The sequence below is a fragment of the Actinacidiphila rubida genome (genome assembly GCF_900110255.1).
GTDB lineage: Bacteria > Actinomycetota > Actinomycetes > Streptomycetales > Streptomycetaceae > Actinacidiphila > Actinacidiphila rubida.
The window spans coordinates 26,186-49,232 of the sequence record NZ_FODD01000010.1 but is presented as its reverse complement, the minus strand read 5'-3'; the positions used below and the strand labels follow the sequence as shown (position 1 = coordinate 49,232).

The 23,047-nt window shown below is 75.0% G+C and carries 21 protein-coding genes; 10 read left to right on the top strand and 11 right to left on the bottom strand.

Annotated features, from left to right (window positions below; genetic code table 11):
- Positions 1-215 precede the first annotated feature (215 nt).
- The 5 genes from BMW99_RS12075 to BMW99_RS12055 all read left to right on the top strand — a co-directional run bounded on the left by BMW99_RS12075 (position 216) and on the right by BMW99_RS12055 (position 4,781).
- Positions 216-1,979 (top strand): serine hydrolase, encoded by a 1,764-nt coding sequence (locus BMW99_RS12075; protein WP_069461782.1) that lies wholly within the window; start codon positions 216-218, stop codon positions 1,977-1,979.
- 84 nt (positions 1,980-2,063) lie between these two features.
- Entirely contained in the window at positions 2,064-3,029 is a 966-nt protein-coding gene (locus BMW99_RS12070; protein ID WP_079138153.1) for a MurR/RpiR family transcriptional regulator, read from the top strand.
- A 28-nt stretch (positions 3,030-3,057) separates the two neighbouring features.
- Positions 3,058-3,267 (top strand): hypothetical protein, encoded by a 210-nt coding sequence (locus BMW99_RS12065; RefSeq protein ID WP_069461783.1) that lies wholly within the window; start codon positions 3,058-3,060, stop codon positions 3,265-3,267.
- 26 nt (positions 3,268-3,293) lie between these two features.
- Positions 3,294-4,319: a sigma-70 family RNA polymerase sigma factor gene (locus BMW99_RS12060; protein ID WP_107451396.1), complete on the top strand. Its 1,026-nt coding sequence runs from the start codon at positions 3,294-3,296 to the stop codon at positions 4,317-4,319.
- Between the two features lie 51 nt (positions 4,320-4,370).
- Positions 4,371-4,781 carry an SgcJ/EcaC family oxidoreductase gene (locus BMW99_RS12055; RefSeq protein WP_075016770.1) on the top strand — a complete coding sequence of 137 codons (411 nt, stop codon included), beginning with the start codon at positions 4,371-4,373 and terminating at the stop codon, positions 4,779-4,781.
- A gap of 112 nt (positions 4,782-4,893) precedes the next feature.
- On the opposite strand, the gene BMW99_RS12050 is transcribed toward BMW99_RS12055, so the two are convergent.
- Positions 4,894-5,805, bottom strand: a complete 912-nt coding sequence (locus BMW99_RS12050; RefSeq protein ID WP_069467581.1) for a helix-turn-helix transcriptional regulator — start codon at positions 5,803-5,805, stop codon at positions 4,894-4,896.
- A 211-nt stretch (positions 5,806-6,016) separates the two neighbouring features.
- On the opposite strand from BMW99_RS12050, the gene BMW99_RS12045 reads away from it, so the two are divergent.
- Both BMW99_RS12045 and BMW99_RS12040 read left to right on the top strand, forming a co-directional pair.
- Complete coding sequence (locus tag BMW99_RS12045) at positions 6,017-6,991, top strand: aldo/keto reductase (RefSeq protein WP_069467583.1); 975 nt, start codon at positions 6,017-6,019, stop codon at positions 6,989-6,991.
- Positions 6,992-7,266: 275 nt separating this feature from the next.
- On the top strand, positions 7,267-9,222 hold the full coding sequence (locus BMW99_RS12040) for a multicopper oxidase family protein (RefSeq protein WP_245791400.1): 1,956 nt from the start codon (positions 7,267-7,269) through the stop codon (positions 9,220-9,222).
- Between the two features lie 32 nt (positions 9,223-9,254).
- On the opposite strand, the gene BMW99_RS12035 is transcribed toward BMW99_RS12040, so the two are convergent.
- The 3 genes from BMW99_RS12035 to BMW99_RS12025 all read right to left on the bottom strand — a co-directional run bounded on the left by BMW99_RS12035 (position 9,255) and on the right by BMW99_RS12025 (position 12,436).
- The gene (locus tag BMW99_RS12035; protein WP_265737202.1) at positions 9,255-11,243 is read right to left on the bottom strand and encodes an AfsR/SARP family transcriptional regulator; all 1,989 of its coding nucleotides are present in this window, start codon (positions 11,241-11,243) and stop codon (positions 9,255-9,257) included.
- Positions 11,244-11,325: 82 nt separating this feature from the next.
- Positions 11,326-11,976, bottom strand: a complete 651-nt coding sequence (locus BMW99_RS12030) for a mycothiol-dependent nitroreductase Rv2466c family protein (RefSeq protein WP_069466446.1) — start codon at positions 11,974-11,976, stop codon at positions 11,326-11,328.
- Between the two features lie 46 nt (positions 11,977-12,022).
- On the bottom strand, positions 12,023-12,436 hold the full coding sequence (locus tag BMW99_RS12025; RefSeq protein WP_069466447.1) for a VOC family protein: 414 nt from the start codon (positions 12,434-12,436) through the stop codon (positions 12,023-12,025).
- Between the two features lie 361 nt (positions 12,437-12,797).
- Here BMW99_RS12025 and BMW99_RS12020 point away from each other — a divergent pair, with 361 nt between their 5' ends.
- Complete coding sequence (locus tag BMW99_RS12020; protein ID WP_069466448.1) at positions 12,798-13,163, top strand: SgcJ/EcaC family oxidoreductase; 366 nt, start codon at positions 12,798-12,800, stop codon at positions 13,161-13,163.
- A gap of 350 nt (positions 13,164-13,513) precedes the next feature.
- The gene (locus BMW99_RS12015; RefSeq protein WP_069466449.1) at positions 13,514-14,191 is read left to right on the top strand and encodes a helix-turn-helix domain-containing protein; all 678 of its coding nucleotides are present in this window, start codon (positions 13,514-13,516) and stop codon (positions 14,189-14,191) included.
- A gap of 81 nt (positions 14,192-14,272) precedes the next feature.
- Here BMW99_RS12015 and BMW99_RS12010 read toward each other — a convergent pair whose 3' ends face one another.
- The 5 genes from BMW99_RS12010 to BMW99_RS11985 form a co-directional block, all read right to left on the bottom strand.
- The gene (locus tag BMW99_RS12010) at positions 14,273-14,788 is read right to left on the bottom strand and encodes a flavodoxin domain-containing protein (RefSeq protein ID WP_069466450.1); all 516 of its coding nucleotides are present in this window, start codon (positions 14,786-14,788) and stop codon (positions 14,273-14,275) included.
- 91 nt (positions 14,789-14,879) lie between these two features.
- Positions 14,880-15,752: a universal stress protein gene (locus BMW99_RS12005; protein ID WP_069466451.1), complete on the bottom strand. Its 873-nt coding sequence runs from the start codon at positions 15,750-15,752 to the stop codon at positions 14,880-14,882.
- Positions 15,753-16,076: 324 nt separating this feature from the next.
- Positions 16,077-16,652, bottom strand: a complete 576-nt coding sequence (locus tag BMW99_RS11995) for an Rv1733c family protein (protein WP_075016767.1) — start codon at positions 16,650-16,652, stop codon at positions 16,077-16,079.
- Between the two features lie 200 nt (positions 16,653-16,852).
- Positions 16,853-17,509: a helix-turn-helix domain-containing protein gene (locus tag BMW99_RS11990; protein ID WP_069465260.1), complete on the bottom strand. Its 657-nt coding sequence runs from the start codon at positions 17,507-17,509 to the stop codon at positions 16,853-16,855.
- Between the two features lie 333 nt (positions 17,510-17,842).
- Positions 17,843-19,108 (bottom strand): APC family permease, encoded by a 1,266-nt coding sequence (locus BMW99_RS11985; RefSeq protein WP_069465263.1) that lies wholly within the window; start codon positions 19,106-19,108, stop codon positions 17,843-17,845.
- 204 nt (positions 19,109-19,312) lie between these two features.
- On the opposite strand from BMW99_RS11985, the gene BMW99_RS11980 reads away from it, so the two are divergent.
- Complete coding sequence (locus BMW99_RS11980) at positions 19,313-21,052, top strand: sensor histidine kinase (protein ID WP_069465264.1); 1,740 nt, start codon at positions 19,313-19,315, stop codon at positions 21,050-21,052.
- Positions 21,053-21,182: 130 nt separating this feature from the next.
- Here BMW99_RS11980 and BMW99_RS41280 read toward each other — a convergent pair whose 3' ends face one another.
- Both BMW99_RS41280 and BMW99_RS11970 read right to left on the bottom strand, forming a co-directional pair.
- On the bottom strand, positions 21,183-22,178 hold the full coding sequence (locus BMW99_RS41280; protein WP_069465261.1) for an Acg family FMN-binding oxidoreductase: 996 nt from the start codon (positions 22,176-22,178) through the stop codon (positions 21,183-21,185).
- Between the two features lie 93 nt (positions 22,179-22,271).
- Positions 22,272-22,973, bottom strand: a complete 702-nt coding sequence (locus BMW99_RS11970) for a response regulator (RefSeq protein ID WP_069465265.1) — start codon at positions 22,971-22,973, stop codon at positions 22,272-22,274.
- Between the last annotated feature and the right edge of the window lie 74 nt (positions 22,974-23,047).

Here is a 23,047-nt window from a genome sequence, read left to right as displayed (position 1 = left end):
GTGAACTTCCCCGGCCCCGCACCCAGGCTCCGTTCACCTGCGCATGCGCCCCCGGCGACCGGCGGACAACAGCCGGCGCCTGCTCCGAGCCGGGCCGGGCCCGCGCTCCCTGACGCGACGGCAGTTGACCGGGCATCAGCGCGTCAGTAACTTACCGATCTCGATGGGCGTTTGGTGAACAATTTTCAAACCCGTCCTCTACCGACGAGGTACCCATGCGGATTCCTGCACTGACGGCGGCCGCCGCGCTGCTGACCTCCCTGACCCTGCCCCTGTCGGGCGCCGCCGCCGCGGCTCCGGCCGGCCACGCCCCGCACAGCGCCCGCTTCGACCAGCCCTCGACCGCCTTCGCCCCGGCCGGCACGGTGCTGCGCCCCGGCACACCGGGCGAGGCGGGACTGGACCCGGCGCCGATCGACGCGTTCGAGCGCCAGATGGCCGGCTGGGAGGACCCGGCGGCCGGCGCCGGATACCTGTTCCCCGGCGCCACCACGCTGATGGCGCACGACGGGGTGGTGGTCGAGCGCGGCGCGGGCGGCTACGCGGTGAAGTACGCCGACGCCACCACCACGCTCCCCCAGGACCAGTGGATCCCGGCCCGCACCGACACGATCTACGACCTGGCGTCGCTGTCGAAGCTGTTCACCTCGATCGTGGCCATGCAGCAGCTGCAGGCCGGCCGGATCGACCTCGACACGCCCGTGGCCCACTACATCCCGGAGTTCGCCGCCAACGGCAAGGGCGGCATCACCATCAGGCAACTCCTCACCCACACCTCGGGATTCGACGCCGACCCGGTCCCGTCCCTGTGGCAGGGCTACCCCGACATCGCGTCGCGGGAGCAGGCCGTGCTGGACGCCAAGCCGATCAACCCGCCCGGCACCACCTACCTGTACTCGGACCTGAACATGCTCAGCATGCAGCTGGTCCTGCAGAAGGTGACCGGCAGGCCGCTGGACGCCCTGGTCCGCGACGACATCACCGCGCCGCTGCACATGACCGACACCGGCTACAACCCGCCGGCGGCCGAGAAGTCCCGCATCGCGGCCACCGAGTACCAGACCAGCCCGGCCCGCGGCATGGTGTGGGGTCAGGTGCACGACGAGAACGCCTGGGCCCTGGGCGGCGTGGCCGGCCACGCCGGCGTCTTCTCCACCGCCGACGACCTCGCGGTGCTCGCCCAGACCATCCTCAACGGCGGCATCTACAAAGGCCACCGCATCCTCAGCGGGACCAGCGTCCGGCTGATGGAGCAGAACTTCAACCAGGCCTTCCCCTCGGACTCCCACGGCCTGGGCTTCGAGCTGGACCAGATCTGGTACATGGGCGGCCTGTCCGGCCCGCAGACACTGGGCCACACCGGCTTCACCGGCACCTCGCTCGTCATCGACCCGCAGTCGCGGTCGTTCGTGATCCTGCTGAGCAACCGGGTGCACCCGTCGCGCAACACGCCGTCGACCAACCCGCCGCGCCGTGCCATCGCCGAGGCCATGGCGCAGGCGATGCCGGTGTCCGCACCCGGCGGCGGACCCCTGTGGCACTCCGGCCAGGGCGGCAACACCACCAGCACCCTGACCACCGGTCCGCTCACCGCCGCGGCCAAGGTCGACGTCGACTTCTCCGCCTTCGTCAACACCGAGTCCACCGACCTGCTGTCCGTCGAGGACTCGACCGACGGCGGCACCACCTGGCACGCGCTCCCGCTCACCGTCACCGGCACGGGAGCGCCCGCCGGCACCCCGGCCGCCCTGTCCGGCCAGGCGGTCCGGGCCTGGTGGCACGTGCACGCCGAGGTTCCGCAGCCGGCCGGGGCCCTGCAGCTCCGCTGGCGCTACTCCACCGACCCGGTCTACGAGGGCCGCGGCGTCGACCTGGCGCACCTGTCGGTGACGGCGGGCGGCCGGACGGTGCCCGGCTCGTGCGCCCTGACGCCGGCCGGCGCCTGGCAGCAGGTGCGGGCCACGGCCCCGCTGTCCTAGGAGGCCGAGGTGCCGGGAGCCGGCGGCGCGGGGGGCGGCGCCGACCGCGTTGACCTGCGTGATCGCCGTGGGTACGTTGTGCCCGTGGCAGCCGCCGGTTCCCAGCCCCACGAGGCGAGCCCTCTCGTCCGCATCCGGTCGCTGGTGCCGGACCTCGCGCCGGCCGAACGGCGCGTGGCCGAGGCCGTGCTGGCCGACCCGGTCGCCGCCGCACGCAGCAGCATCACCGCGCTCGCCGGGGCCGCCGCCACGAGCGAGACCACGGTCGTGCGCTTCTGCAAGGCGGTCGGCCTGCGCGGCTACCCCGAACTGCGGATCGCGCTGGCCGCCGACGCGGCGCGGGCCGAGGTCCGCGACGACCGGCGGCTCGGCGCCGACATCACCCCCACCGACGAACTCGCCGAGGTCGTCGGCAAGGTGGCCTTCGCCGACGCGCGCGCCGTCGAGCAGACGGCCCGCCAGCTGGACGTCGCCGTCCTCGGCGAGGTGGTCGACGCCGTCGCGGCGGCGGGGCGGGTGGACATCTACGGCGTCGGCGCGAACGCGCTGGTGGCCGCCGACCTGCAGCAGAAGCTGCACCGCATCGGGCGGGTCAGCTTCGCGTGGAGCGACACCCACATCATGCTGACCTCGGCCGCGGTCCTCAGCGCCGGCGACGTGGCGATCGGGCTGTCCCACAGCGGGGCCACCGCCGACACCGTCGAGGCACTGCGGGAGGCGCGCCGCCACGGCGCGACGACCGTCGGCCTGACCAGCTTCCCCCGGGCGCCCATCCACGAGGTCAGCGATCTGCTGCTGACGACGGTGGCGCCCGAGACGACCTTCCGCTCCGGCGCGACCGCCAGCCGCATCGCCCAACTGACCGTCGTCGACTGCCTGTTCGTCGGGGTGGCGCAACGCCACCTGGACAGCGCCCGCAAGGCCCTCAAGGCCACCTACGACGCGGTCGGCGACCACCGGCTCAGCGCCGCCGGCGACACCGCCGCACCCTCGCACGCCCCGGCGGACACCGGCCCGGACCCCAACCCGCGCCGCCCGCACGGCCGGTGACGAACCGGAGCGCCGGCGGATCCTGAACGTGCCCCACCGGTGCGCCGTCCCGGCCGCGCTCCTCGCCGCCGGGACGGTGGCCGCGGCGACCGTGCTGGTCGGCGGCTGCTCACCGTCGCAGGTCCACGGGTGCACGGGCGTGTCCCCGTCCGTGCGGGACACCCGCGTCGGTCGGCTCACCGACGACCTGCCGCTGGCGGCCACCCTCACCGCCCACGGCAGGCTACGGTGCTCCTGACGGCCGGGGGGAGAAGAGTCGTGGACGTGACGACGAGGACAGAGGGCTTCGATCGCCTGGTCGAACCGTTCCGGGCGGAGCTGCTGGCGCACTGCTACCGGATGCTCGGTTCGGCCCACGACGCCGAGGACCTCGTGCAGGAGACGTATCTGAGGGCGTGGCGGGCCCGGGAGCAGTACGACGCGACCCGCAGCTCACCGCGCACCTGGCTCTACCGGATCGCGACCAACGCGTGCCTGACCGCCCTGGAGGTCCGCGGCCGCCGGCCCCTGCCCTCGGGGCTGGTCGCGTCACGCGCCCCGCTCGACCCGCTCGTCCGGGGCGACGAGGTCAGCTGGCTGCAGCCGTTGCCCGACGCGCTGCTGGACGCGGGCGATCCGGCGCGGACCGTGGTCGACCGCAGCAGCCTGCGGCTGGCGTTCGTCGCCGCCCTGCAGCACCTGTCGGCGCGTCAGCGCGCCGCGTTGATCCTGCGTGACGTGCTCGCCTTCTCCGCGGCCGAGGCGGCGGAGATCCTGGACACCACGGTCGTGTCGGTGAACAGCTCGCTGCAGCGGGCGCGGGCCCGGGTGAAGGAGGCCGGGGTCCGGCAGGACGAGCTGGGCGAACCGTCGGCGGCCGAGCAGCGCGCGTGGGTCGACCGCTACATGCGGGCGTTCCAGCGCGCCGATGTCGAGGCGCTCAAGCGGCTGCTCACGCAGGACGTGATCATGGAGATGCCGCCGATGCTCAACTGGTTCGCCGGCCCCGGCAACTACGGCCTGTTCATGGACTGGGTCTTCGGGAAGGGAGGCACGGACTGGTCCGTGCGCGAGATCGCGGCCAACGGACAGCCCGGGTTCGCCGCCTACCAGCGCGACGGCGAGGGGTACGAACTGCACACGCTCCAGGTCCTCACCGTCACCGCCGGGGGAATCAGCCGCAACTCGGTGTTCACGGACCCCGCGGTCCTCGCGTCGTTCGGCCTGCCGCCGCGGCTCGACGACGCGGGAGAGGAACCCGAACCGGGCGCCGCGGACGCGATGAGTTCCGGACCCCGCGCCGGTATGTAGTGACGAGTCCGCCGGAATCCCCCCGGCGGGCCGTTCACAAGGGAGATCCCGATGTCAGACAGCCGTGCGCAGGACGAGGCGGCCATCGAGGCGGTCCTGGCCGACTCGTACAAGGCGTGGGAGGCCGGCGACGCCGACGGCATGGTCGCGGACTACACCGCGGACGCGTCCGCCATCATGACGGGCTCGCTGCGCGGCAGCCGCGACGTCATCCGCGAGAGCATGGCCCTGGCCTTCCAGGGCCCGCTCAAGGGCACCTCGACGTACAACAGGCGGCTCAGCCTGCGCTTCGCCGGCCGGGACGCGGCGATCGTCGTCACCGAGTCCGGCATCCTGTTCCCCGGCCGGACCGAGGTTCCGGACGCCGGGAAGGTCAACGCGACCTGGGTCCTGGAGAAGCGGGACGGCCGGTGGCTGATCGCCGCCTACCACAACAGCCCGGTGCTGGCCCCCGAGCAGTGAACCGCCCCGCCCTCTTCACGCTCACGTGCTGAGCACCCCCTGGGATGCGGGACGCGTGCCCGCATCCCAGGGGCCCACGGGCCGACGGGCCGACGGACGCACCCTTGGTGCCCTACGGCGTCTGCTTCCGGGCGTCGGTCCCGACGGACCGGTCCTCCCGCGTGGCCGTCTCGCGGCTGCCGACCATGTCCAGCAGGACCATGGCGTCGTGGTCGGCGCCGCCCGGCTCGGCGTAGTAGGCCACGAGGCGGTGACCGGGGGTGGCTTCGAGCTGCATCGGCTGGTAGCCCAGGGTCAGGTCGCCGACCAGCGGGTGCCGGAAGTGCTTGGTGCCCGAGCGGTGCGCGCGGACGTCGTAGCGCTCCCACAGACGCGCGAAGTCGGTGCTCTTCAGCAGGAGTTCGCCGACGAGCTGGGCCAGGTCGGGTGCGTCGGGGTCGGTGCCGGCGAGGGCCCGCAGGCGTGCCACGCAGCCGCGGATCTGGTTGTCCCAGTCGGTGAACAGGTCGCGGGCGGCGGGATGCAGGAAGTAGTACCGGGCCAGGTTCCGCTGCTTCGCCGGCCAGTCCTCGATGCCGGCGTACAGGTGCAGGCCGCCGGGGTTCGCGGCGAGGACGTCGAGCGTGCGGCTGAGCACGTAGGCGGGACCCGGTCGCAGGGTCTCCAGCAGGTACTCCAGGCCGGGCCGCAGCGCACGGCTGGGCGCCCGTGGGGGTTCGGAGGCGTTGCGGGCCGCCCGCGCGGCCAGCTGACGCAGGTGCTCGTGCTCGTCGCCCTCCAGGAGCAGCGCCCGGGCCAGCGCGTCCACGACGGCATGGCTCGGGTGGGTCTCCTTCCCTCGCTCCAGCCGGGTGTAGTAGTCGATGCTGACCCCGGCCAGGGTCGCGAGCTCCTCGCGTCGCAGTCCCGGCGTGCGCCGGATCCCGGGGCCGGCCGGCAGCCCGACCTGCTCGGGTGTGAGCTGGGTGCGGCGGGCCCGCAGGAACCGCGCCAGATCGTTGCTCTGCTGGTCAGGAGTGCTCACCTCTCCAGTCTGCCAGCGTCGTGCTCGCTCGGGGCCGGCCGTGGGGGGCCGTGCCGCTCCCTGGAACGCGGCTCCCCTGCACCGTCCGCCCTGCCACCGCGTGCCGTGAGGCGCGACCGTGAACGAGCCGCCCGGGATCCGCACGATCCGGCGGCACCCCCTCACGGGCTGTGACCGGCAGCCCGCCGAACACCACGGGAGCACCGACAGCATGCGCACCACCACCCTGGGCACCAGCGGCCCCGAGACCGGCGTCATCGGCCTGGGCGCCATGGGCATGAGCTTCGCCTACGACATGGCGACCCCGCGGGACGAGGCGACCTCGGTCTCCGTGATCCACGCGGCGCTCGACCTCGGCATGACGCTGATCGACACCGCGGACGTCTACGGTCCCTTCACCAACGAGGAGCTCGTCGGCCGGGCCCTGGCCGGCCGGCGCGACCGGGCGGTCATCGCGACCAAGGTCGGCATGGAGGCCATCGACCCCACCGGTGGCCCCGGCGGCTCCCCGCTGGTCCGGCCCAACGGCCGCCCGGAGCACGTCCGTGCCGCGATCGACGCGAGCCTGCGCCGCCTGGGCACCGACCATGTCGAGCTGTACCAGCTGCACCGCGTCGACCCCGGGGTGCCGATCGAGGAGACCTGGGGCGCCCTGGCGGAGGCCGTGCAGGCGGGCAAGGCACTCCACCTGGGTCTGTCCGAGGTCAGCGTGGAGCAGATCCGGCGTGCGGAGGCCGTCCACCCGGTGACGACCGTGCAGTCGGAGTTCTCGCTGTGGACGCGGGACGTCCAGGCCGAGGTGCTGCCCTACTGCGCCGAGCACGGCATCGGCCTGCTGCCGTACTCGCCGCTGGGCCGCGGCTTCCTCGTCGGGCGCTTCAGCTCCTTCGACGAGCTGCCGCTGAACGACCAGCGCAGGCGCCTGCCGCGGTTCCAGCAGGACGCCCTCAGGGCCAACCTCGCGATCGCGGGCAGGGTCCGGGAGGTGGCCGACCGGATCGGCGCGACTCCGGCGCAGGTCGCCCTCGCCTGGCTCGTGGCCCAGGGCCCGCACGTCGTGCCCATCCCCGGCACCAAGACGCCCGCGTACCTCGCGGACAACGCGGGCGCCGCCGGGCTCACCCTGTCCCCGGCGGACCTCGCCGACCTCGACGCGATCCCCGCGCCGGAAGGCGCCCGGTACTGATCCGGACCGGCATCCGCGGCCGTCACGGCCGCGTCCTGCGGGCCGGGAACGGCGACCTCGCACCGCGGGGTCGCCGTTCCCGGCCCGTTCCGTCGGAGGCCGCCCGTCACTCCTCCCCGCGGCGCGGCCGGGTCCCCCGACCGTTTGCGGAACGTCGACAGAACTCCGACACGGCCCTGTCACCTTGAGGCGAACCTGTGCGTTCTACCTGGTCAGCGGCGTGCGAGCGGCGACGGGCGGGCGGGGCGCGGACGAAGAACCAAGGAGTGACACGAGTGACCGGAAAGCACAGCAGACGGCGTTTCCTCAGCATGGCGGGGGGCAGCATGGCCGGGGTCGCCGTCACCTCGGGGGCGTTCTACAGCGCCACCGCGCTGATGCGTGCGAACGCGGCGGAGGACGGCGGGTTCGACGGGGTGTCGAGCCCGCGGTACACGGATCTGACGCCGTTCAAGGACAAGTTGCGGCTCCCTCCCACGCTCGCGCCGACGCACGACGGGACGACCGAGGTCGAGATGGTCAACCGGAACATCCGGCTGCACTCCCAGCTGCCCCCGGTGCCGATGTGGACGTACGCGGGACACTTCCCCGGTCCGACGATCGAGGCGCGGCGGGGGCAGCGGCTGCGTTTCGCCTGGACCAACCGCCTTCAGGGCACGCTGCCCGTCAAGGCGGTCCACGTCGCTCCGGCGGGGCCGCCGCCGGGCCTTCATCCGTACAACGAGGCCGGGTCCGGCGGCGCCGCGGAACGCCCCGACATGGCCGCGCTGACCCCGTGGACCTCGGTGCACCTGCACGGCGGATACCAGCACGCGATCAGCGACGGGCAGCCCGACGACGCGGTGACGCCTGGCGACAGCCAGCTGTCGGAGTACGCCAACGAGAAGGCGGCGCACCTCTTCTACCACGACCACGCGATGCCGGTGACCGGGCCCAACGTGCTGAGCGGGCTTGCCGGCTCCTACCTGGTGCGCGACGAGCGGGAGGACCGCCTCGACCTCCCCAGGGGCCGCTACGAGGTCACCCTGTCGCTGGCGGACGTCAACTTCGAGCAGGACGCCCAGGGCCGGCTCGAAGGACGGATCCTCTACAAGCGGATCGCCCCCGCCCCGGCGTCGTCGCCGGACGCGAACCCGCCGTCCCTGGCCTTCGAGGGCCCGTTCACCATGGTCAACGGGGTCGTGTGGCCGTACCTCGACGTGGAGGCGCGCGCCTACCGCTTCCGCATGGTCAACAACTCCCTGACCCGCCAGTACATCCTGGCCCTCCTGGACGAGACCACCGGGAAGCCGCTGACCGGCGCCGTCACCGTCATCGGCACCGACGGCGGGCTGCTGGGCGAGCCCCGGGGCGCGGGCGAGACGATCTCGCTCATGCCGGCCGAACGCGTCGACGTCGTCATCGACTTCTCGGTGTTCGCGGGCAAGCGGCTGCGGTTCGTCAACACGATCCCGGGTGCGCCCGCGGGTGCGCCGGTACCGGACGCCGGCGTCGGCCGCCCCGAGGTGATGCAGTTCCGCGTGTCCGGCGCCGCAGCCCCGAAGTACCGCGTCCCCAAGCGGCTGTCCGCCGACTTCCGGCCGCTGACCGCCGAGGACGTGCCCGCCGGTGCGGTGGAGCGCTTCGTGGCGCTGATCGTGGACGGGTTCGGCATGCCCGCTCTCCAGGAGCTCCAGGAGGCCGCGCCCGGCACCAAGCCCGGCCCGGGCATCGTCCAGCTCGAACTGGACGGCAGGCTGCGGACGTTCCGCGGGGCGGCGAACTACTTCGAGGACCCCACCGGTTTCTACGCGGCCGCCGGCGCGTTCGAGGTGTGGACGTTCCTCAACGCAGGGAGCATCCCCATCGCCCACCCGATCCACATCCACCTCATCGACTTCCAGCTGCTGCAGCGCAACGCGCTGGTGGGCACGGTCGACTCGGCGACGCAGAGCACCGCGCAGCCCCTCACGCCGGGCGCGGCGCAGCCGATCGCCGCCGAGGAGTCGGGCTGGAAGGACACCGTCCTGGTGCCCGGGCACTCCATGGTGCGCGTGGCGGGCCGGTTCGGCCGGCAGACCGGCCGGTTCATGTACCACTGCCACCTGCTCGACCACGAGGACGACGGCATGATGCGCCCTGTCGTGGTGATGCCCCCGGCCGTCCTGGACGTGCAGAAGCGGCAGATGGCCCTCATGGGCAGGACCATCGGTGGCGGCATGTCCGGGGACATGCCCGGTATGACGAAGTGACCGGCGCCGCGGCCCGGCGGGACGGAGGGCGTTCAGCTCCGCCCGCCGGGCCGCGGCCGTTCCGCGACGTGGAACGCGCCGAACCTCGCGAGGGCGGCGGCGCACGCGGCGCGGCCCTCGTCGTGCGGGGCCCGGCTGCCGGCGTACGCCCGCAGTGGGTGGAGGAGGCGGTACCGGCCGCCGTCGCCCACCTCGACCAGGTGGACGTCGGCCAGGGACTCCAGCAGCGCCTCGGCCTCCGCGGGCGGCAGGCCGAGGGCGGCGGCGGCCGCGCCGAGCGACAGATCGGGGCCGTCCGGCAGCGCCAGCAGCCGCAACGCGCGGGCCTGCACCGGCAGCAGGGTACGGAACACGGAGTCGTAGCGGTCGGCGAGCGCCACGCACTCACCCGGCTCCACGTCCGCGGCGTGCGCGCGGCCGGTCAGGCGCTCCCGCGCGGTCGCCAGGCTCCGCCACGGCTGCGACGCCAGTCTGGCCCCCAGCGCGTGGAGGGCGTGCGGCAGTCCCGCGGTGAGGTCCACCAGGCCGCGGGCCGCTCGGAGTTCGGCGGCGATCCGCTCCGTGCCGACCAGTGTGGCCAGCAGCGCGAGCGCATCGTCGGCGGACAGCACATCGACCGTCGTCCACCGCGCGTGCGCGGGCCCGAACAGCCGGCGGCAGGCCGTGACGAGGACGGCCGGGCCTCCCGGGCCGGGCAGCACGTCCTGGACGTGCCCGGCGGCCGTGACCCCGTCCAGGACCAGGAGCAGCCGGCGGCCGGTGGTCACGGACCGCCAGAGCGCGGCCCGTTCGGCCCCTGACGCGGGTACGGCCTCGTCGGGGACGCCCACGGCGCGCAGCAGGCAGCCCAGCACCTCCGCGGGCACGGCGGGCGCGCCGGTGCCGTCGCCGGCCCCCGGGCCCATGTCGACGAAGAGCTGCCCGTCGGGGAAGTCCGCCACGACGGTGTGGCCGACGTGGACCGCGAGCGCGGTCTTGCCCACGCCCGGCGGTCCGGTCAGGCCCAGGACCGGCACGAACGCCGCTGATGTGGCGGACCCTCCCGGTCTCAGGGCTTCGGCCATCTCCCGCACAAGAGCGCTGCGGCCGGTGAACTGCCGCAGATCCGGCGGCAGTTGTCTGGGCCGGAGCGTCGCACGTGCCGCGAGCGGCGGTGCCGGTGCCGCCGCCGGTGTGGCCGGTGGGTGCGTGCCGGGTGGACCGGCGGCCGGTGCCGCCGCCGTGGGTGGATGCGCGGGCGCCGGGTCGGCGGGGTCGGGACGCCGGGCCCGGTCGGACGGCGAGGGCGTGCGGGGAGCGGCGGCCGGGTGGGGCCGATGCGGTCCTTCCAGGGTGGGGTCGGACGCCAGGATGCGGCGCTGCGTCCTCCGGAGCTGGGGTCCGGGTTCGAGGCCGAGTTCGTCGGCGAGCAACTGCCGCGCCTCCTGGTAGACCCCGAGCGCCTCCGCCTGCCGGCCCGAGCGGTACAGCGCCAGCATGAGGAGCACCCTCGTCTGCTCGCGCAGCGGCTCCTCGACGACGACGGAGGCGAGCAGCGGCACGGCCTCCGCGGGCCGGCCCACGGCGAGCAGCGCCGCCGCGCACTCCTCCACGGCGGTGAGGCGGCGCTGGCCCAGCCGGATGCGCTCGTGCTCCGCGTACTCCGCCCGCACCCCGGCGAGCGGCGTGCCCTTCCAGAGCGCGAGTGCCGCACCCAACCGCTCCACCTCGGTGGCCGGGTCGCCCGCGGACCCGGCGTCGCGCGCCGCGCGCAGCAGACGCTCGAACTCGGCGAGGTCGCTCGTGCCCGAAGCGGCCGGCAGGGCGTACCCGCCGCCGACCGAGGTGATGACCGGCGCCGGGCCGCAGCCGGCGAGGGCCCGGCGCAGCCGCGACACGTAGGTGCGGATCGTGGCCCCGGCGCCGGGCGGCGCGAGGTCGCCCCAGAGGGCGGCGACGAGCCGGTCCATGGTCAGGGCCGCTCCCTCGTGCAGCAGCAGCGCCGTGAGGACGGCGCGCTGCTGCGGCGACCCGAGCGGGATCTCACGGTCGCCCCGCCAGGCCCGTACCGGTCCGAGCAGTTCGAACCGCAGGGCGCGGTCGGTGTGCTCAGGAGTCCGCGGGTCAGGAGAAATCGGGGCCGCCCGTGCGCGTGCGCTTGATCTCGTAGAAGCCGGGAGCGGAGGCGGCGGCGAGCACGCCGTCCCAGAGCCGTACGGCGTCCTCGCCCTTGGGGGCGGGAGACACGACCGGGCCGAAGAACGCGACGGGGGCGCCGTCGGCGTCGGGGCCGGGCACCGCGATGATCGGGCTGCCGACGTCCTGGCCGACCAGGGTGATGCCCCGGCTGTGGGACGCCCGCAGGTCCGCGTCGTAGAGGTCGGTGTCGCCGGCGTCGGCCAGCTCGGCCGGGAGCCCGGTGTCGCGCAGGGCTGCTTCGAGGGTCCGGCGGTTCACCGGCTGCTGCCGCACGTGGTAGCGCGTGCCCAGCGCGGTGTAGAGCGGGGCGAGCCACTCGCGACCGTGGAGGCGTTCCACCGCGGTGAGCACCCGCACCGGCGCCCACGCCTGGCCCATCAGCACGCGGATGCGCTCGGGCAGGTCGTCCGTCCGGTGCTCGTTGAGCACCGACAGGCTCATCACGTGCCAGGACACCGCGACGGGCCGTGCCTCGGCCACGTTCAGCATCCAGCGGGACGTCAGCCAGGTCCACGGGCAGACGGGGTCGAACCAGAAGTCGACGGGTACCGGGGACTCGGGGGCGTTGGGGGACACGGGTGACTCCAATTTCCGCTTGCGTGCCGGGTGTTGTGCTCGGGACTCAGTTCTGCGGTGCCGCCGCCCACAGTTCCCAGACGATGCCGTCCGGGTCGGTGACGGTGAGGAACGCCGAGGAGCCGGTGTCCCGCACCGGGGAGTGGGACGCCCCGAGGTCGTCCAGGTAGCGGGTCCAGTCGTCGAGGGCGCCGCGGTCGGCGACGGCGAGCGAGAAGTGGTCGAGCCCGGTGCGGGACGGGTCGAACAGGTCGCCGCTGCGGCGCTCCGGCTCGTGCACGGCCAGGACCAGCCCGCTGTCGGCGTGCCGCATCATCTGCCGCGGACGCCCCGCACCGGCCGGCCCGGGGCGCACCGCGCCGACGGGCTCGAATCCCAGGACGCGCCGGTACCAGTCGACGCTGGTGGCCATGGCGCGGACCACGATGGCGATGTGGGCGAAGCCGGTGAACGTGCTCATGTGCGGTGTGGGTCCTCGTGACGGGAAACGACGGGCAGATCGGAACGGACGAGAAGAACGGGAAACCCGCGTACGGGGTCGCCCGTGCCGGCGGGACCGGCCACGGCACCGGGAGTGCTCGTAGTCGGTCGGTCGGCTATTCGGAGTAAACGCGCCCGGATCGGACCGCGTCAAAGGCGGGCAGGGGTGCGGCCAGGACCGGCTTCCTCCCACGTGGGAGGCCGGGACTCGCCTCGCAGGTCGGCGGCGGTCCGGCCGCCGGCTCAGGTCCGCGCGGAGGTGCGACCTGCATGTTTAATGCTAATCGACCGGTCGTCTAAACCTGGCGTCTCCCCTGCCGAACTCTGAGAGCGAGCCCACGATGAGCCACCCCCTGCATGCCGCGCTGTCCGGCTGGATCAGCGCTTTCAACCGCCACGACCCGGAGGCCATGGCCGAACTCTTCACCTCCGACGCCCTCTTCCAGGGCTACGGCCCGGAGCCCACCCGCGGGCGTGACGCCGTGCGCGCCTACTACGCGGCCGTCGCCGCCGACCGCAGCGCCGAGGGGAAGGTCCTCCACACCTTCGCCCTCGGCGAGGACGTGGCGGGCGGCTTCGCCGAGGTCACCATCCGCAACCCCGAGGGCCCCCAGGCCCACGTGCACATGTCCCTCGTCCTGGTCCGGCAGGGACCGGCCTGGCGGATCCGCCAGTACCACGTCTCCCCGGTCAGGTCCGGGGCCTGAGCCGGGTCCCGTGTCCCCGGGCGGCCGGCGTGCGACGGTCACGCTGGGTGCCTGCCGTGAGGAGGGCGACGGCTGTGACCGGACGGGCGCGGAGGGTGAAGTGCGACGGCGGAGCAGGGCGTCGGGGATGCCGTACCGCGTCGAGGACCGCAACCTCATCACCGGCCAGAGCCCGCGCTCGGCCGCCGTACCGGCCGACCGGCTGCTGGAGGTCCTTCCCTGAGCCGGCCACGCCGAGCCGTTCGGTCCCCCCTCGCGGGCCGCTCGCGCGTGGCGGCGTGGACCGCCGCGGGTGAAGCTGGAGAGGGAGCGGAACGCCTCGGGGGCAGTGCCCGTGGAAGGAGGCGGCCATGGACGGCCCCGAAAGCAGCACGGCTCACCCCGAGTCCCGCGAGACGGCCGGACGCGTCTCCGGACGGCTCAAGCAACTGGGTCTGAGCAAGGAGGAGCTGGCGCGCGAGGCAGGCATGTCGCCGTGCTACCTCGACCAGGTGCTGAACGCCGCGCCGGACTTCGACCCGTCCGCGCTCGCCCGTATCGCGGGAGCGCTGGGACTGCCCTACCACCGGCTCTTCGAAGACCGCCACGACCAGCCCCCGGGACAGACCGCGGCGGGTGAGCGTCCGGTGCTCGCCCGGCTCACCGAGGCGGAGTGCTGGGATCGGCTCGGCACGCACGGCGTCGGGCGCGTGGTGCTCGCGTCGTCGTCGGGACCGGGCGCGTTCCCGGTCAACTACGCGGTCGACGCGAAGACCGTCCTGTACCGCACGGTGCCGCAGGGCCCGGCCGCGCCGGCGGACGGCGCCGTCGTGTCGTTCGAGGCGGACAGCATCGACGACCGGTTGAGCCGCGGATGGAGCGTGCTCGTCACCGGCACCGCCGAGCGCATCGACGATCCGGAGGCCGCCGACCACCTCGCGCGGATGCACGCGCTGGAACCCTGGGCGGGCGGCAGCCGGCCGCTGTGGGTCCGCATCAGCCCCACCCAGGTGACGGGCCGCCACATCACGACCATGCCCGTCTCCTGACGGCCGACGCCCAGGCCGCAGACCGGCAGCGCTCGCCCCGGCCGGAGAGCCGCCGCACGCGACAAGGGCCGGCGCCCGCGGTCAGATGAGCTGCGGGCGCTCCAAGGCCGCGGTGGCGGCGATGCGTCGGGCCCACGCCCGCACCTGGGCACGGTCCCGGAAGTCGCCACCCCGGCCCCTGCTGAGGATCATCCGCGCGACCAGTCCGTGCGCGCCGGGCACCAGCCGCCCGCCGAAGGTGGCGTGCTCGACGGCGTCGAGCTCGTCGGCGACCTTCACCACACCGTTGACCGGCGGGATGTCGCGTTCGGCGGCCGAGGAGTCCAGCGGTCCGCTGCTGAACAGCCAGACCGGGACCGCGCGCAGGGCCACGCGGTGGCCGCGGGCGAAGCGTGTCGCGTCGCGCAGCCACCGTCCCGCGTACAGGCCGGAGCCGAGCACCACCGCGGTGTAGCCGCAGAGGTCCTGGATGTCGGCGGCGGCCCGCACGTCGGCCGGGACGCCCTCGGCGGTGAGGGTCAGGCCGATCCAGTCGGCGATCTCGGCCGTGCCGCGGTTCCTCGACGCGTAGGCGATCAGCACATGGGGAGCGGTCATCGTCGTTCGCCTCTCCTCCACGCTGGAGCGGGACGTCCCGTCCGCACCCGGCCGCCGCGCCGTGACGGGTGTCCGGCGCGGGAGGGCGTCGTCAACGGCCGTGCGGAAGGGGCGCGATGACCAGCGGGCAGTCGGTGTGGTGGATCAGGGCCCGGCTGGTGGACCCGAGCAGCATGCCGCGGAACCCGCCGAGTCCGCGGCTGCCGACCACGAGGCAGCGTGCCCGCTCGGACGCGGATGCCAGCACGGCGGCCGGGTTGCCGGACAGGATCTCCTGGCTCACGGCGACGTCCGGGTACCGCTCGCCGTAACCGGCCAGCGCCTCGGCGAGGTTGAGTTCGGTGTCCTCGGGAAGCTCCGCCCAGGTGTAGTCCCGCGGGCGGCGGACCTCGACCGCGACCAGGTCGGCCTTGGCCGCGGCGGCCTCCTCGAACGCGAGGTCGAGCGCCACGTGCGAGGCGGGCGAGCCGTCGACACCCACGACGAGGGGCGCGTAGTCCGGCACGCCGGTGTCCGGCTCGGGCACCAGCGCGACCGGGCACGGGAGATGGCCGGCCAGCGCGTGCCCCTTGCCGCTGCCAGCGAAGGCGCCCTCGATGCCGGTGAGGCGCCGGGCGCCGAGCACCAGCACGGCGGCGGCGTCTGCGGCTTCGCGCAGGACCTGCACCGCGCGGCCCGCGGCCAGTTCGGTGGTCACGGTCAGCGCGGGCCGGTCCGCCGCGGCGATCCGCCTGGCGTCGTCGAGCAGGGCCTCGCCGTTGGCCCGGAAGTGCCGCGACCACACGTGTGCGGGGTGGCCGGGTCCGGCGTCCGGGGAGGTGCCGCGCGGCCAGTCCTGGGCGTGCACGATGTGCAGCGGGAGACCGCGGACGTCCGCCGCGTCCGCCGCCCAGCGGACGACGTGCCCGCTCACCTCGGGGTGGGCGCCGGAGACGCCCGCCACCACTCGCTCGGTCCTGGTCATGGGCCTCTCCCGTGGTCGGGTCGCACTGCGGGACACCGGCACCTGTCGCACGGTCCGGTCGCGGGGCTTCCCGGTGGTGCCACCCCGGTCGCGGGGCCGTCCGAGGCCCGGCCGTGTCCGTCCGCGCCGGGGCGACGGCGGCGGGCGCCGGCGTTCGCCTCCTCCACCCTCACCGTCGCACGGCGACCGTGGCGGCGGTCAGGGCCGGACCGTCCAGCGGGGTGGGCCGGTCGGCCCCCGGCCGCGACGTCCGACCGACCGCGAACAGCCGTGCACTTCGCCCCAGGTTCGGCCCCGGACGGGTCCCGTGCGGACCTCCGGCCGTCACCCGCGCGCCGTCGTCCCCCACTGCGGGCCCACCCGGGCCCATTCCCGGTCCAGGTCCGCGGCCCGCCTGCGGTCCAGACAGCGGCGCGTGCACGTCCAGCCGGCGCCCGCGAGCAGCGCGGTGCCGGTCGCCGCACAGGTGCCGTAGGCCATGGCCCGGCCGCGCACGGCGACGGGGTCGACAGGATCGTCGTGGAGGGCGCCGCCGCGGTCGAGCCAGACCGTCGTGCGGCTGCCCGCCGGGCTGTCCGGGCGGACGATCGCCAGCCCGTGGTGGACGCGGCCGTCCGCGGTGGTCCAGTGCACGTCGGAGCGGACGGCCCCGGTGCTGCCGGTGAGGCTGTAGCCGGCGGGGGCCGGCGGCGCCTGCCGGGTGAGGGTGGCCGTGGTGGCGTGCCAGCCGGCCGGACGGTGAGCGGCGGCGGCCACGCCGAGTCCCGTCGCCGCGCCTGCCGCGGGGGCTCCGACGACGAGCGCCGCCGTCAGGGCGACCACGCTCCACGCCTCGGCGCGGTCCGTGCCTCGTTTGAGCGGATTGCGGCGCCAGCGCCAGAACCTCACGGTCGTCCGCATGCTCACGGCCCCCTTTCGGTCCGGCCGTTCTCCTGCGACCGTCGCATGTCGCGACGGCGTGTCGGGAGGGGCCGCGCAGACCGCACGAGGGGCCGAACGGCCCCCGCTGGGGGGCCGGAGGCCGTTTCCCGTCGCGGGGCCGGAGGCCGGTTCCTCCCGCGGGATGCGGCCGGGGCAGGCGGCCGGGCGCGCGAGGCGTGTCAGGCGGCGGTGACGCGCCGGCCGGTGACGCGGCGCGGTGCGATGCGGATCCACACGGGCCGGTCGCCGCCGGCCCAGGGTCCGCTGTGCGCGCGCTCCTGGAGGTCCCGCGCGTCCGCGGCGTCGGTGACCATCGCGGCGGGGCCGAGCACGAGCACGCTCCATCCCTCGCTCAGCGCCTCGTCGAACCGGTCCACCTCGAACGCCACCTCGTGGTTCGCCGCCAGGGCGGGCGCTGCCGACGGCGCGGTCCTGAACGCGACGCAACCGTCCGCCACGGTGTAGTTGACCGGCACGATCGCGGGTCCGTCACCGGTGGTCACCGAGACCCGGCCGACCCCGTGATCGGAGAGCAGCGCCATGCACTCCTCCGGCCCGAGCGGGGCCAGGACAGCGTTCTCGGCGGCCTCGCCGAGTCCGGGCGGCAGGCCGGCGTCCGCGCCGTGCAGCTGCGGCACGCTCGTCCCCAGGGCCTCCGCGACCCGGAGCAGGAACGTCGGCCCGGGGAACGCGAACGGCTCCTCCTCGACGTACTGCAGGTAGCTGGAGGCGATGCCGGCCCGCTCGGCCAGCTGTTCACGGCTCATGCCGAGCTCCTGGCGACGCAGCGCCAGGCGCCGGCCGATGTCGCCCACCGGAGCGGAATGCCGCGTCATGGGATCACGTCCCTCCGTCGGTCCTGCCGGGTGCACGCGGCCTCCGGCCGCCGGGCGAGCCGTGCACGCGCGCACCTCCAGCGTCACCAGAAGCCGGGACGCGCGCATGGGCAGCACGGCCCTCGGCGGGGGGCCGTACGTCCCCGGGCACGCGATCGCCCGCGAAGGCCGTCGTGCCGAGCCCCTGAACGGCGGTCCCGGCGGCTCACGTCCGGGCCGGGGTGGGAACCCGCGCGGTCGGGCTCCGTGGGACCGTCCCGCGCCTCACCCCACCGGCCCGGGTCCGGCCGGCGCCCCACCGGCCCTCGTCCGGAAGGCGCCCCACCGCCGCCGTTACGCGGCAGCCCTCCGCAGCCCTTTGCGCACGGCGTAGACGGCGGCGCCGAGCGCGATCACGGCAGCGCCCGACAGCACCGAGGCGAGCGGCAGCGCGAAGGCCAGGAGCAGGCAGCCGGCCGCGCCGGCGAGCGGCACGATCCGCACCGGACGGCCCTCCGCCGGGCTGAGCGTCCACGCGGAGGCGTTGGCCACGGCGTAGTAGACGAGGACGCCGAAGGAGGAGAAGCCGATCGCGCCGCGCACGTCCGCGGTCGCCGCCAGCACGGCGACGACGGCGCCGACGGCCGTCTCGGCCCGGTGGGGCACCGCGTACCGCGGGTGCACCGCGGCCAGCGCCGGCGGCAGGTGCCGGTCGCGGGCCATCGCCAGGGTGGTGCGCGAGACCCCCAGGATCAGCGCGAGCAGCGACCCGAGGGCCGCGACCGCCGCCCCGGCCCGCACCACGGGAACCAGCGCGGGGACGCCGGCCGCGCGGACGGCCTCGGCCAGCGGCGCGGAGGCGTGGGCCAGCCGGTCGGGGCCGAGCACGGCGAGGACGGCCAGCGCGACGGCGGTGTAGACGACCAGGGTGACGCCCAGCGCCAGCGGGATCGCGCGGGGAATCGTCCGTCGCGGGTCGCGGACCTCCTCCCCCAGCGTGGCGATGCGCGCATACCCGGCGAACGCGAAGAACAGCAGCCCCGCGGCCTGGAGCAGACCGCGGGCTCCGGTGTCCGCGCCGACGGCCCAGTGCGCGGTGTCCGCGGCGGAGCCGGCCAGGCAGGTGGCGGCCACCGCCGCGAGCACCGCGAGGACGACGGCGACGATCACGCGCGTCAGCCAGGCGGCCTTCTGCACCCCGGCGTAGTTCACGGCGGTCAGCGCCACGACCGCGGCGACCGCGACGGCGTGCGCGTGGGCGGGCCACGCGTAGGAGCCCACCGTCAGCGCCATGGCGGCGCAGGACGCGGTCTTGCCGACGACGAAGCCCCATCCGGCCAGGTAGCCCCAGAAGGGACCGAGGCGCTCGCGCCCGTAGACGTAGGTGCCGCCGGACTGCGGGTAGCGGGCCGCGAGCCGGGCCGAGGAGGTGGCGTTGCAGTAGGCCACGAGGGCCGCGAGCGCGAGGGCGGGGAGGAGCCCGGAGCCGGCGGCCGCGGCCGCCGGGGCGAACGCGGCGAAGACCCCCGCGCCGATCATCGAGCCGAGCCCGATCACCACGGCGTCGGACACGCCCAGGCGCCGCCGCAGCCCTTCCGGTCGCCCCTGTGCCACCGACATGTCCACGCTGTTCCTCCTCGCCCGTCGCCGGGAGCGCGACGCCCCGGCCGGTGCCGGGGCCGGTGCACAGTACCCGACCGGAATGTCGGGCCGGGGAACAGTTGCCGGCGGGGGTCCGCGGCAGGCAGGCGGCGGGCACCGCGACTACCGTGGCCGGTAGCAGGAGATCCCGGTCGCGGCGGGCGGGCGCGCGTGGAGGCAGCGGTGAGCGAGGCCGGTGGCAGCCCGGAGGACAGGGGTGGCGAGCACGCCTACCTCCCGCGGCTGGAGCTGGACGAACTCCTGGACGAGCTGCAGGTGCGGATCGACGCCGCCCGCGGCACCCAGAACCGCATCCACAGCCTCCTCGAGGCGGTGCTGTCGGTCGGCCGCGAGCTCGACCTCCCGCAGGTGCTGCGCCGGATCGTGGAGTCCGCCGTGGTGCTGGTCGACGCGGAGTACGGCGCGCTGGGTGTGGTGGAGGGCGACCGGCTGTCGGAGTTCCTCACGGTCGGCGTCAGCGAGGAAGACGCAAGGGCGATCGGGCCGCTGCCGTCCGGCCACGGCATCCTGGGCGAACTGATCCGGCACCCCGAGCCGCTGCGCCTCGACAACCTCGCGGACCATCCGGAGTCGTACGGGTTCCCGCCCCGCCACCCGCCGATGCGCACCTTCCTCGGGGTGCCGATCCGGGTCCGCGACGAGATCTTCGGCAACCTGTACCTCACGCAGAAGCGCGGTGGCCGGGCGTTCGACGACGAGGACGAGACGGTCCTCAAGACCCTGGCGGTCGCCGCCGGGGTGGCCATCGAGAACGCGCGCCTGTACGCGTCGGCCCGGGACCGGCAGCGATGGATGGAGGCCAACGCCGACATCGTCGCCGCGCTGCTGTCCGGCGCCGACGAGCGGGACGTGCTGGAGCGCATCGTCCGGCACGCGCGGACGATCGCCCGCGCCGACCTCGGCGTCGTCGGCCTCCCGGTGGACGCGGAACGCCTGCGGGTGATGATCGCCGTGGGCATCGACGCCGACGACCACCGCGGTCTGGTGCTGCCCCGCGAGGGGTCGTTCATGGGCGCGGCCATGAGGGCGGGCGACCCCATCACCACGCCGGAGGTGCAGAAGGACCCCCGGGTGACGGCGGGCCCGCCGCGGTTCAGCGGTCTGGGACCCACGGTGGCCGTGCCGATGGTGACGGACGAGGGGACACGGGGGGCGGTCCTGCTGGCCCGCAAGGAGCAGGCGCCGCCGTTCACCGAGGCCGAGACCGCGCCGCTGCTGGCGTTCGCCGGCCAGGCGGCGCTGGCGCTGCAACTCGCCGAACGGCGGCGGTCCGCGGAGCAGCTCGCGGTCCTCGAGGACCGCGACCGGATCGCCCGGGACCTGCACGACCTGGCCATCCAGCGGCTGTTCGCCACGGGCATGACCCTGCAGAGCGCGCTGCGGTTCGTGGACCGCCCCGAAGCCGGCGAGCGGCTGCTGCGGGCCGTGGACGACCTCGACGAGACCATCAAGATCATCCGCTCCACGATCTTCGGTCTCCGGTCCGAGGAGGCGGCGCACCGGCCGCCGGGCCTGCGCGCCCGGGCCGCCGGGAGCGTCGAACAGGCCGCGGGGACGCTCGGGTTCACGCCGGTCCTGCACATGGAGGGACTGCTCGACACCGACGTGCCGGCGACGACGGCGGACGACGCGGTCGCCGTTCTGACCGAGGCGCTCTCCAACACCGCACGCCATGCCGAGGCCACGGGCGTCGAGGTGACGCTCGTGGTCGCGGACGGCCGGCTGACGGTCACCGTCACCGACAACGGCCGCGGCATCCCGGACGGCGCACCGCGCAGCGGGCTGCGCAATCTCGCGGACCGGGCCGAGCGGCTCGGCGGGCGCTTCGAGGTCGCGGCCGGTCCCCGGGGAGGGACGCGGATCGCCTGGTGCGTGCCGATCGACCCTGGCGCCACGCGCTGAGCCCCAGGCTTCCCCCGTTCGTACGGGCCCGGCCCCCGGCCGCATCCGGCTCGTGCCCGCGGTCCATCTCAGCCGGGCGAACCCTGGCCCCTCCCGGGGGCCGCCACCGGCTCACAGGCCCGCGTCCGGCTCACGGGCCCGCGTCGAGCACGTCCCGCACGGACCGGCGCGGCGTCGCCGGGCCCTCGGGGCCGTAGCCGAACCGGACGAGCATCTGCACGTGCGCGGTGCCGCCGCGCGGGTCGCGCAGCGCCCAGTGGACCTCCGGCCACTCGACCGCCTGGCTGAACAGGGAGGCCCGCACACCGTGCGCGGTCGCGGTCAGCAGCGCGTGCTCCAGTCCCTGCCCGGCGCGCAGCCAGTCCGCGGGCCGGTCGTGCTGGGTGCCCAGCACGGCGAGGGCCGGGCGCTGCTCGAACGGCGCCGGGGCCTGGACGTGCGCGGCCCGCCCGGTGGTGAAGTCCCGTACCGGCAGCCGGCCCGCCGCGTCCCGGGGGCCGAGCGCGACCGCGGGGATGCCGTCCGCCGTGCCGTCGCGGACCCAGGCGCGGCTCTCCGCGCTGCGCCCGCTGTCGGCCGCGGCGAGACGTTCGGCCTCGGCGGTGAGCTGGAGGATGCGCGCGGTCTCCGACGGCCCGGTGAAGACGAGGAGCGCGCCCTCGGCGGTCGCGGCCGCCGTGATCTCCTCGCGCACCAGGTCGGGAACGGTCGTCGGGTCGAAGGGGAAGCGGCTGCTGTGCCGGCGCCACACCGCGTCGTACAGGTCCGCCTCGTCCGGTGCCGGACCGGTGCCCTCGCCCGTCGCGGGGTGCCGGCCGGCGAGCCGCACCGCGGCCAGGAGCCCGGGTTCGGCGGGGCGGGGCAGCAGCCGGACGACCGGCTCCCAGCCGAAGTGGGCGACCGCGACCCGCAGGTTGAACACGGCCGCACCGGCCGACAGGTGCAGGGCACGGCCGGCGGGGTCGGTGTGCGGCAGGGCCCGGTCACCTGCGGCCCGCACCTCGATCGTCGTGGTGGCCGGGTCGAGGCGGAACCTCCACGGCTGGGTGTTGTGCAGGGAGGGCGCGGCCACGGCCGCGGTGACCAGCTGTTCCAGCGTCCCCGCGTCCAGCGCTGCGGTCGTCATGGTGGCCTCCTCGCGTCGTCCCCGTTCCAGCGTGGCCGCGGGGCCGCGCGGCGGGCAGGGCCGCAGGTCACCGTCCCCGGGCCCGAACGGCCCTCAGCCGCGGCCGCGGTGCTGCCCGTGCTCGGGCGCGCCCTGGGTGGCGATCACCGCCGCCTGGACGCGCCGTTCCACGCCGAGTTTCGCCAGCAGCCGGGAGACGTTGTTCTTCACCGTCTTCTCCGACAGGTACAGGCGCTTGCCGATCTGGCGGTTCGTCAGGCCCTCGCCGATCAGCTCCAGGATCTCCCGTTCCCTGGGCGACAGCCCGGACAGCGCCTGCCGCTCGGGATCGGACGGCGACCCGTCGTCGCGCAGCCTGCCCATCAGCCGCGCGGTGGTGGCGGGATCCAGCATGGACTGGCCGGAGGCGACCGTGCGCACCGCCGCCACCAGGTCGGAGCCCTTGATCTGCTTCAGCACGTACCCGGCGGCACCCGCCATGATCGCGTCGAGCAGCGCGTCGTCGTCGTCGAACGACGTCAGCATCAGGCAGGCCAGGCCGGGCATCGACGACCGCAGCTCCCGGCACACCGTGATGCCGTCGCCGTCCGGCAGCCGCACGTCCAGCACGGCGACGTCCGGACGCAGCGCCGGGCCACGGGCCAGGGCGTGGTCCGCGGTGCCCGCCTCGCCCACGACCTCGATGTCCGGCTCGGCGTCCAGCAGGTCGTGCACGCCGCGGCGCACCACCTCGTGGTCGTCCAGCAGGAACACCCGGATCGGGGACTGCGGTGAGAACTGCCGCGGCTCGCTCATCATCGGCCCCTCACCTGTGACGACACCGGCGCCTCATGGACCGGTCCTGGAGTAGATCCTTAACCGCCCGTCGC

What these genes read in the sequence shown, in the direction of transcription:
- BMW99_RS12055 (WP_075016770.1), top strand. Translation starts at nt 4,371, where the DNA reads ATGTCAGACAGCCGTGCGCAGGACGAGGCGGCCATCGAGGCGGTCCTG.
- BMW99_RS12005 (WP_069466451.1), bottom strand. Translation starts at nt 15,752, where the DNA reads ATGACCAGGACCGAGCGAGTGGTGGCGGGCGTCTCCGGCGCCCACCCC.
- BMW99_RS12010 (WP_069466450.1), bottom strand. Translation starts at nt 14,788, where the DNA reads ATGACCGCTCCCCATGTGCTGATCGCCTACGCGTCGAGGAACCGCGGC.
- BMW99_RS12020 (WP_069466448.1), top strand. Translation starts at nt 12,798, where the DNA reads ATGAGCCACCCCCTGCATGCCGCGCTGTCCGGCTGGATCAGCGCTTTC.
- BMW99_RS12025 (WP_069466447.1), bottom strand. Translation starts at nt 12,436, where the DNA reads ATGAGCACGTTCACCGGCTTCGCCCACATCGCCATCGTGGTCCGCGCC.
- BMW99_RS11985 (WP_069465263.1), bottom strand. Translation starts at nt 19,108, where the DNA reads ATGTCGGTGGCACAGGGGCGACCGGAAGGGCTGCGGCGGCGCCTGGGC.
- BMW99_RS11970 (WP_069465265.1), bottom strand. Translation starts at nt 22,973, where the DNA reads ATGAGCGAGCCGCGGCAGTTCTCACCGCAGTCCCCGATCCGGGTGTTC.
- BMW99_RS41280 (WP_069465261.1), bottom strand. Translation starts at nt 22,178, where the DNA reads ATGACGACCGCAGCGCTGGACGCGGGGACGCTGGAACAGCTGGTCACC.
- BMW99_RS12015 (WP_069466449.1), top strand. Translation starts at nt 13,514, where the DNA reads ATGGACGGCCCCGAAAGCAGCACGGCTCACCCCGAGTCCCGCGAGACG.
- BMW99_RS11990 (WP_069465260.1), bottom strand. Translation starts at nt 17,509, where the DNA reads ATGACGCGGCATTCCGCTCCGGTGGGCGACATCGGCCGGCGCCTGGCG.
- BMW99_RS12075 (WP_069461782.1), top strand. Translation starts at nt 216, where the DNA reads ATGCGGATTCCTGCACTGACGGCGGCCGCCGCGCTGCTGACCTCCCTG.
- BMW99_RS12045 (WP_069467583.1), top strand. Translation starts at nt 6,017, where the DNA reads ATGCGCACCACCACCCTGGGCACCAGCGGCCCCGAGACCGGCGTCATC.
- BMW99_RS11995 (WP_075016767.1), bottom strand. Translation starts at nt 16,652, where the DNA reads ATGCGGACGACCGTGAGGTTCTGGCGCTGGCGCCGCAATCCGCTCAAA.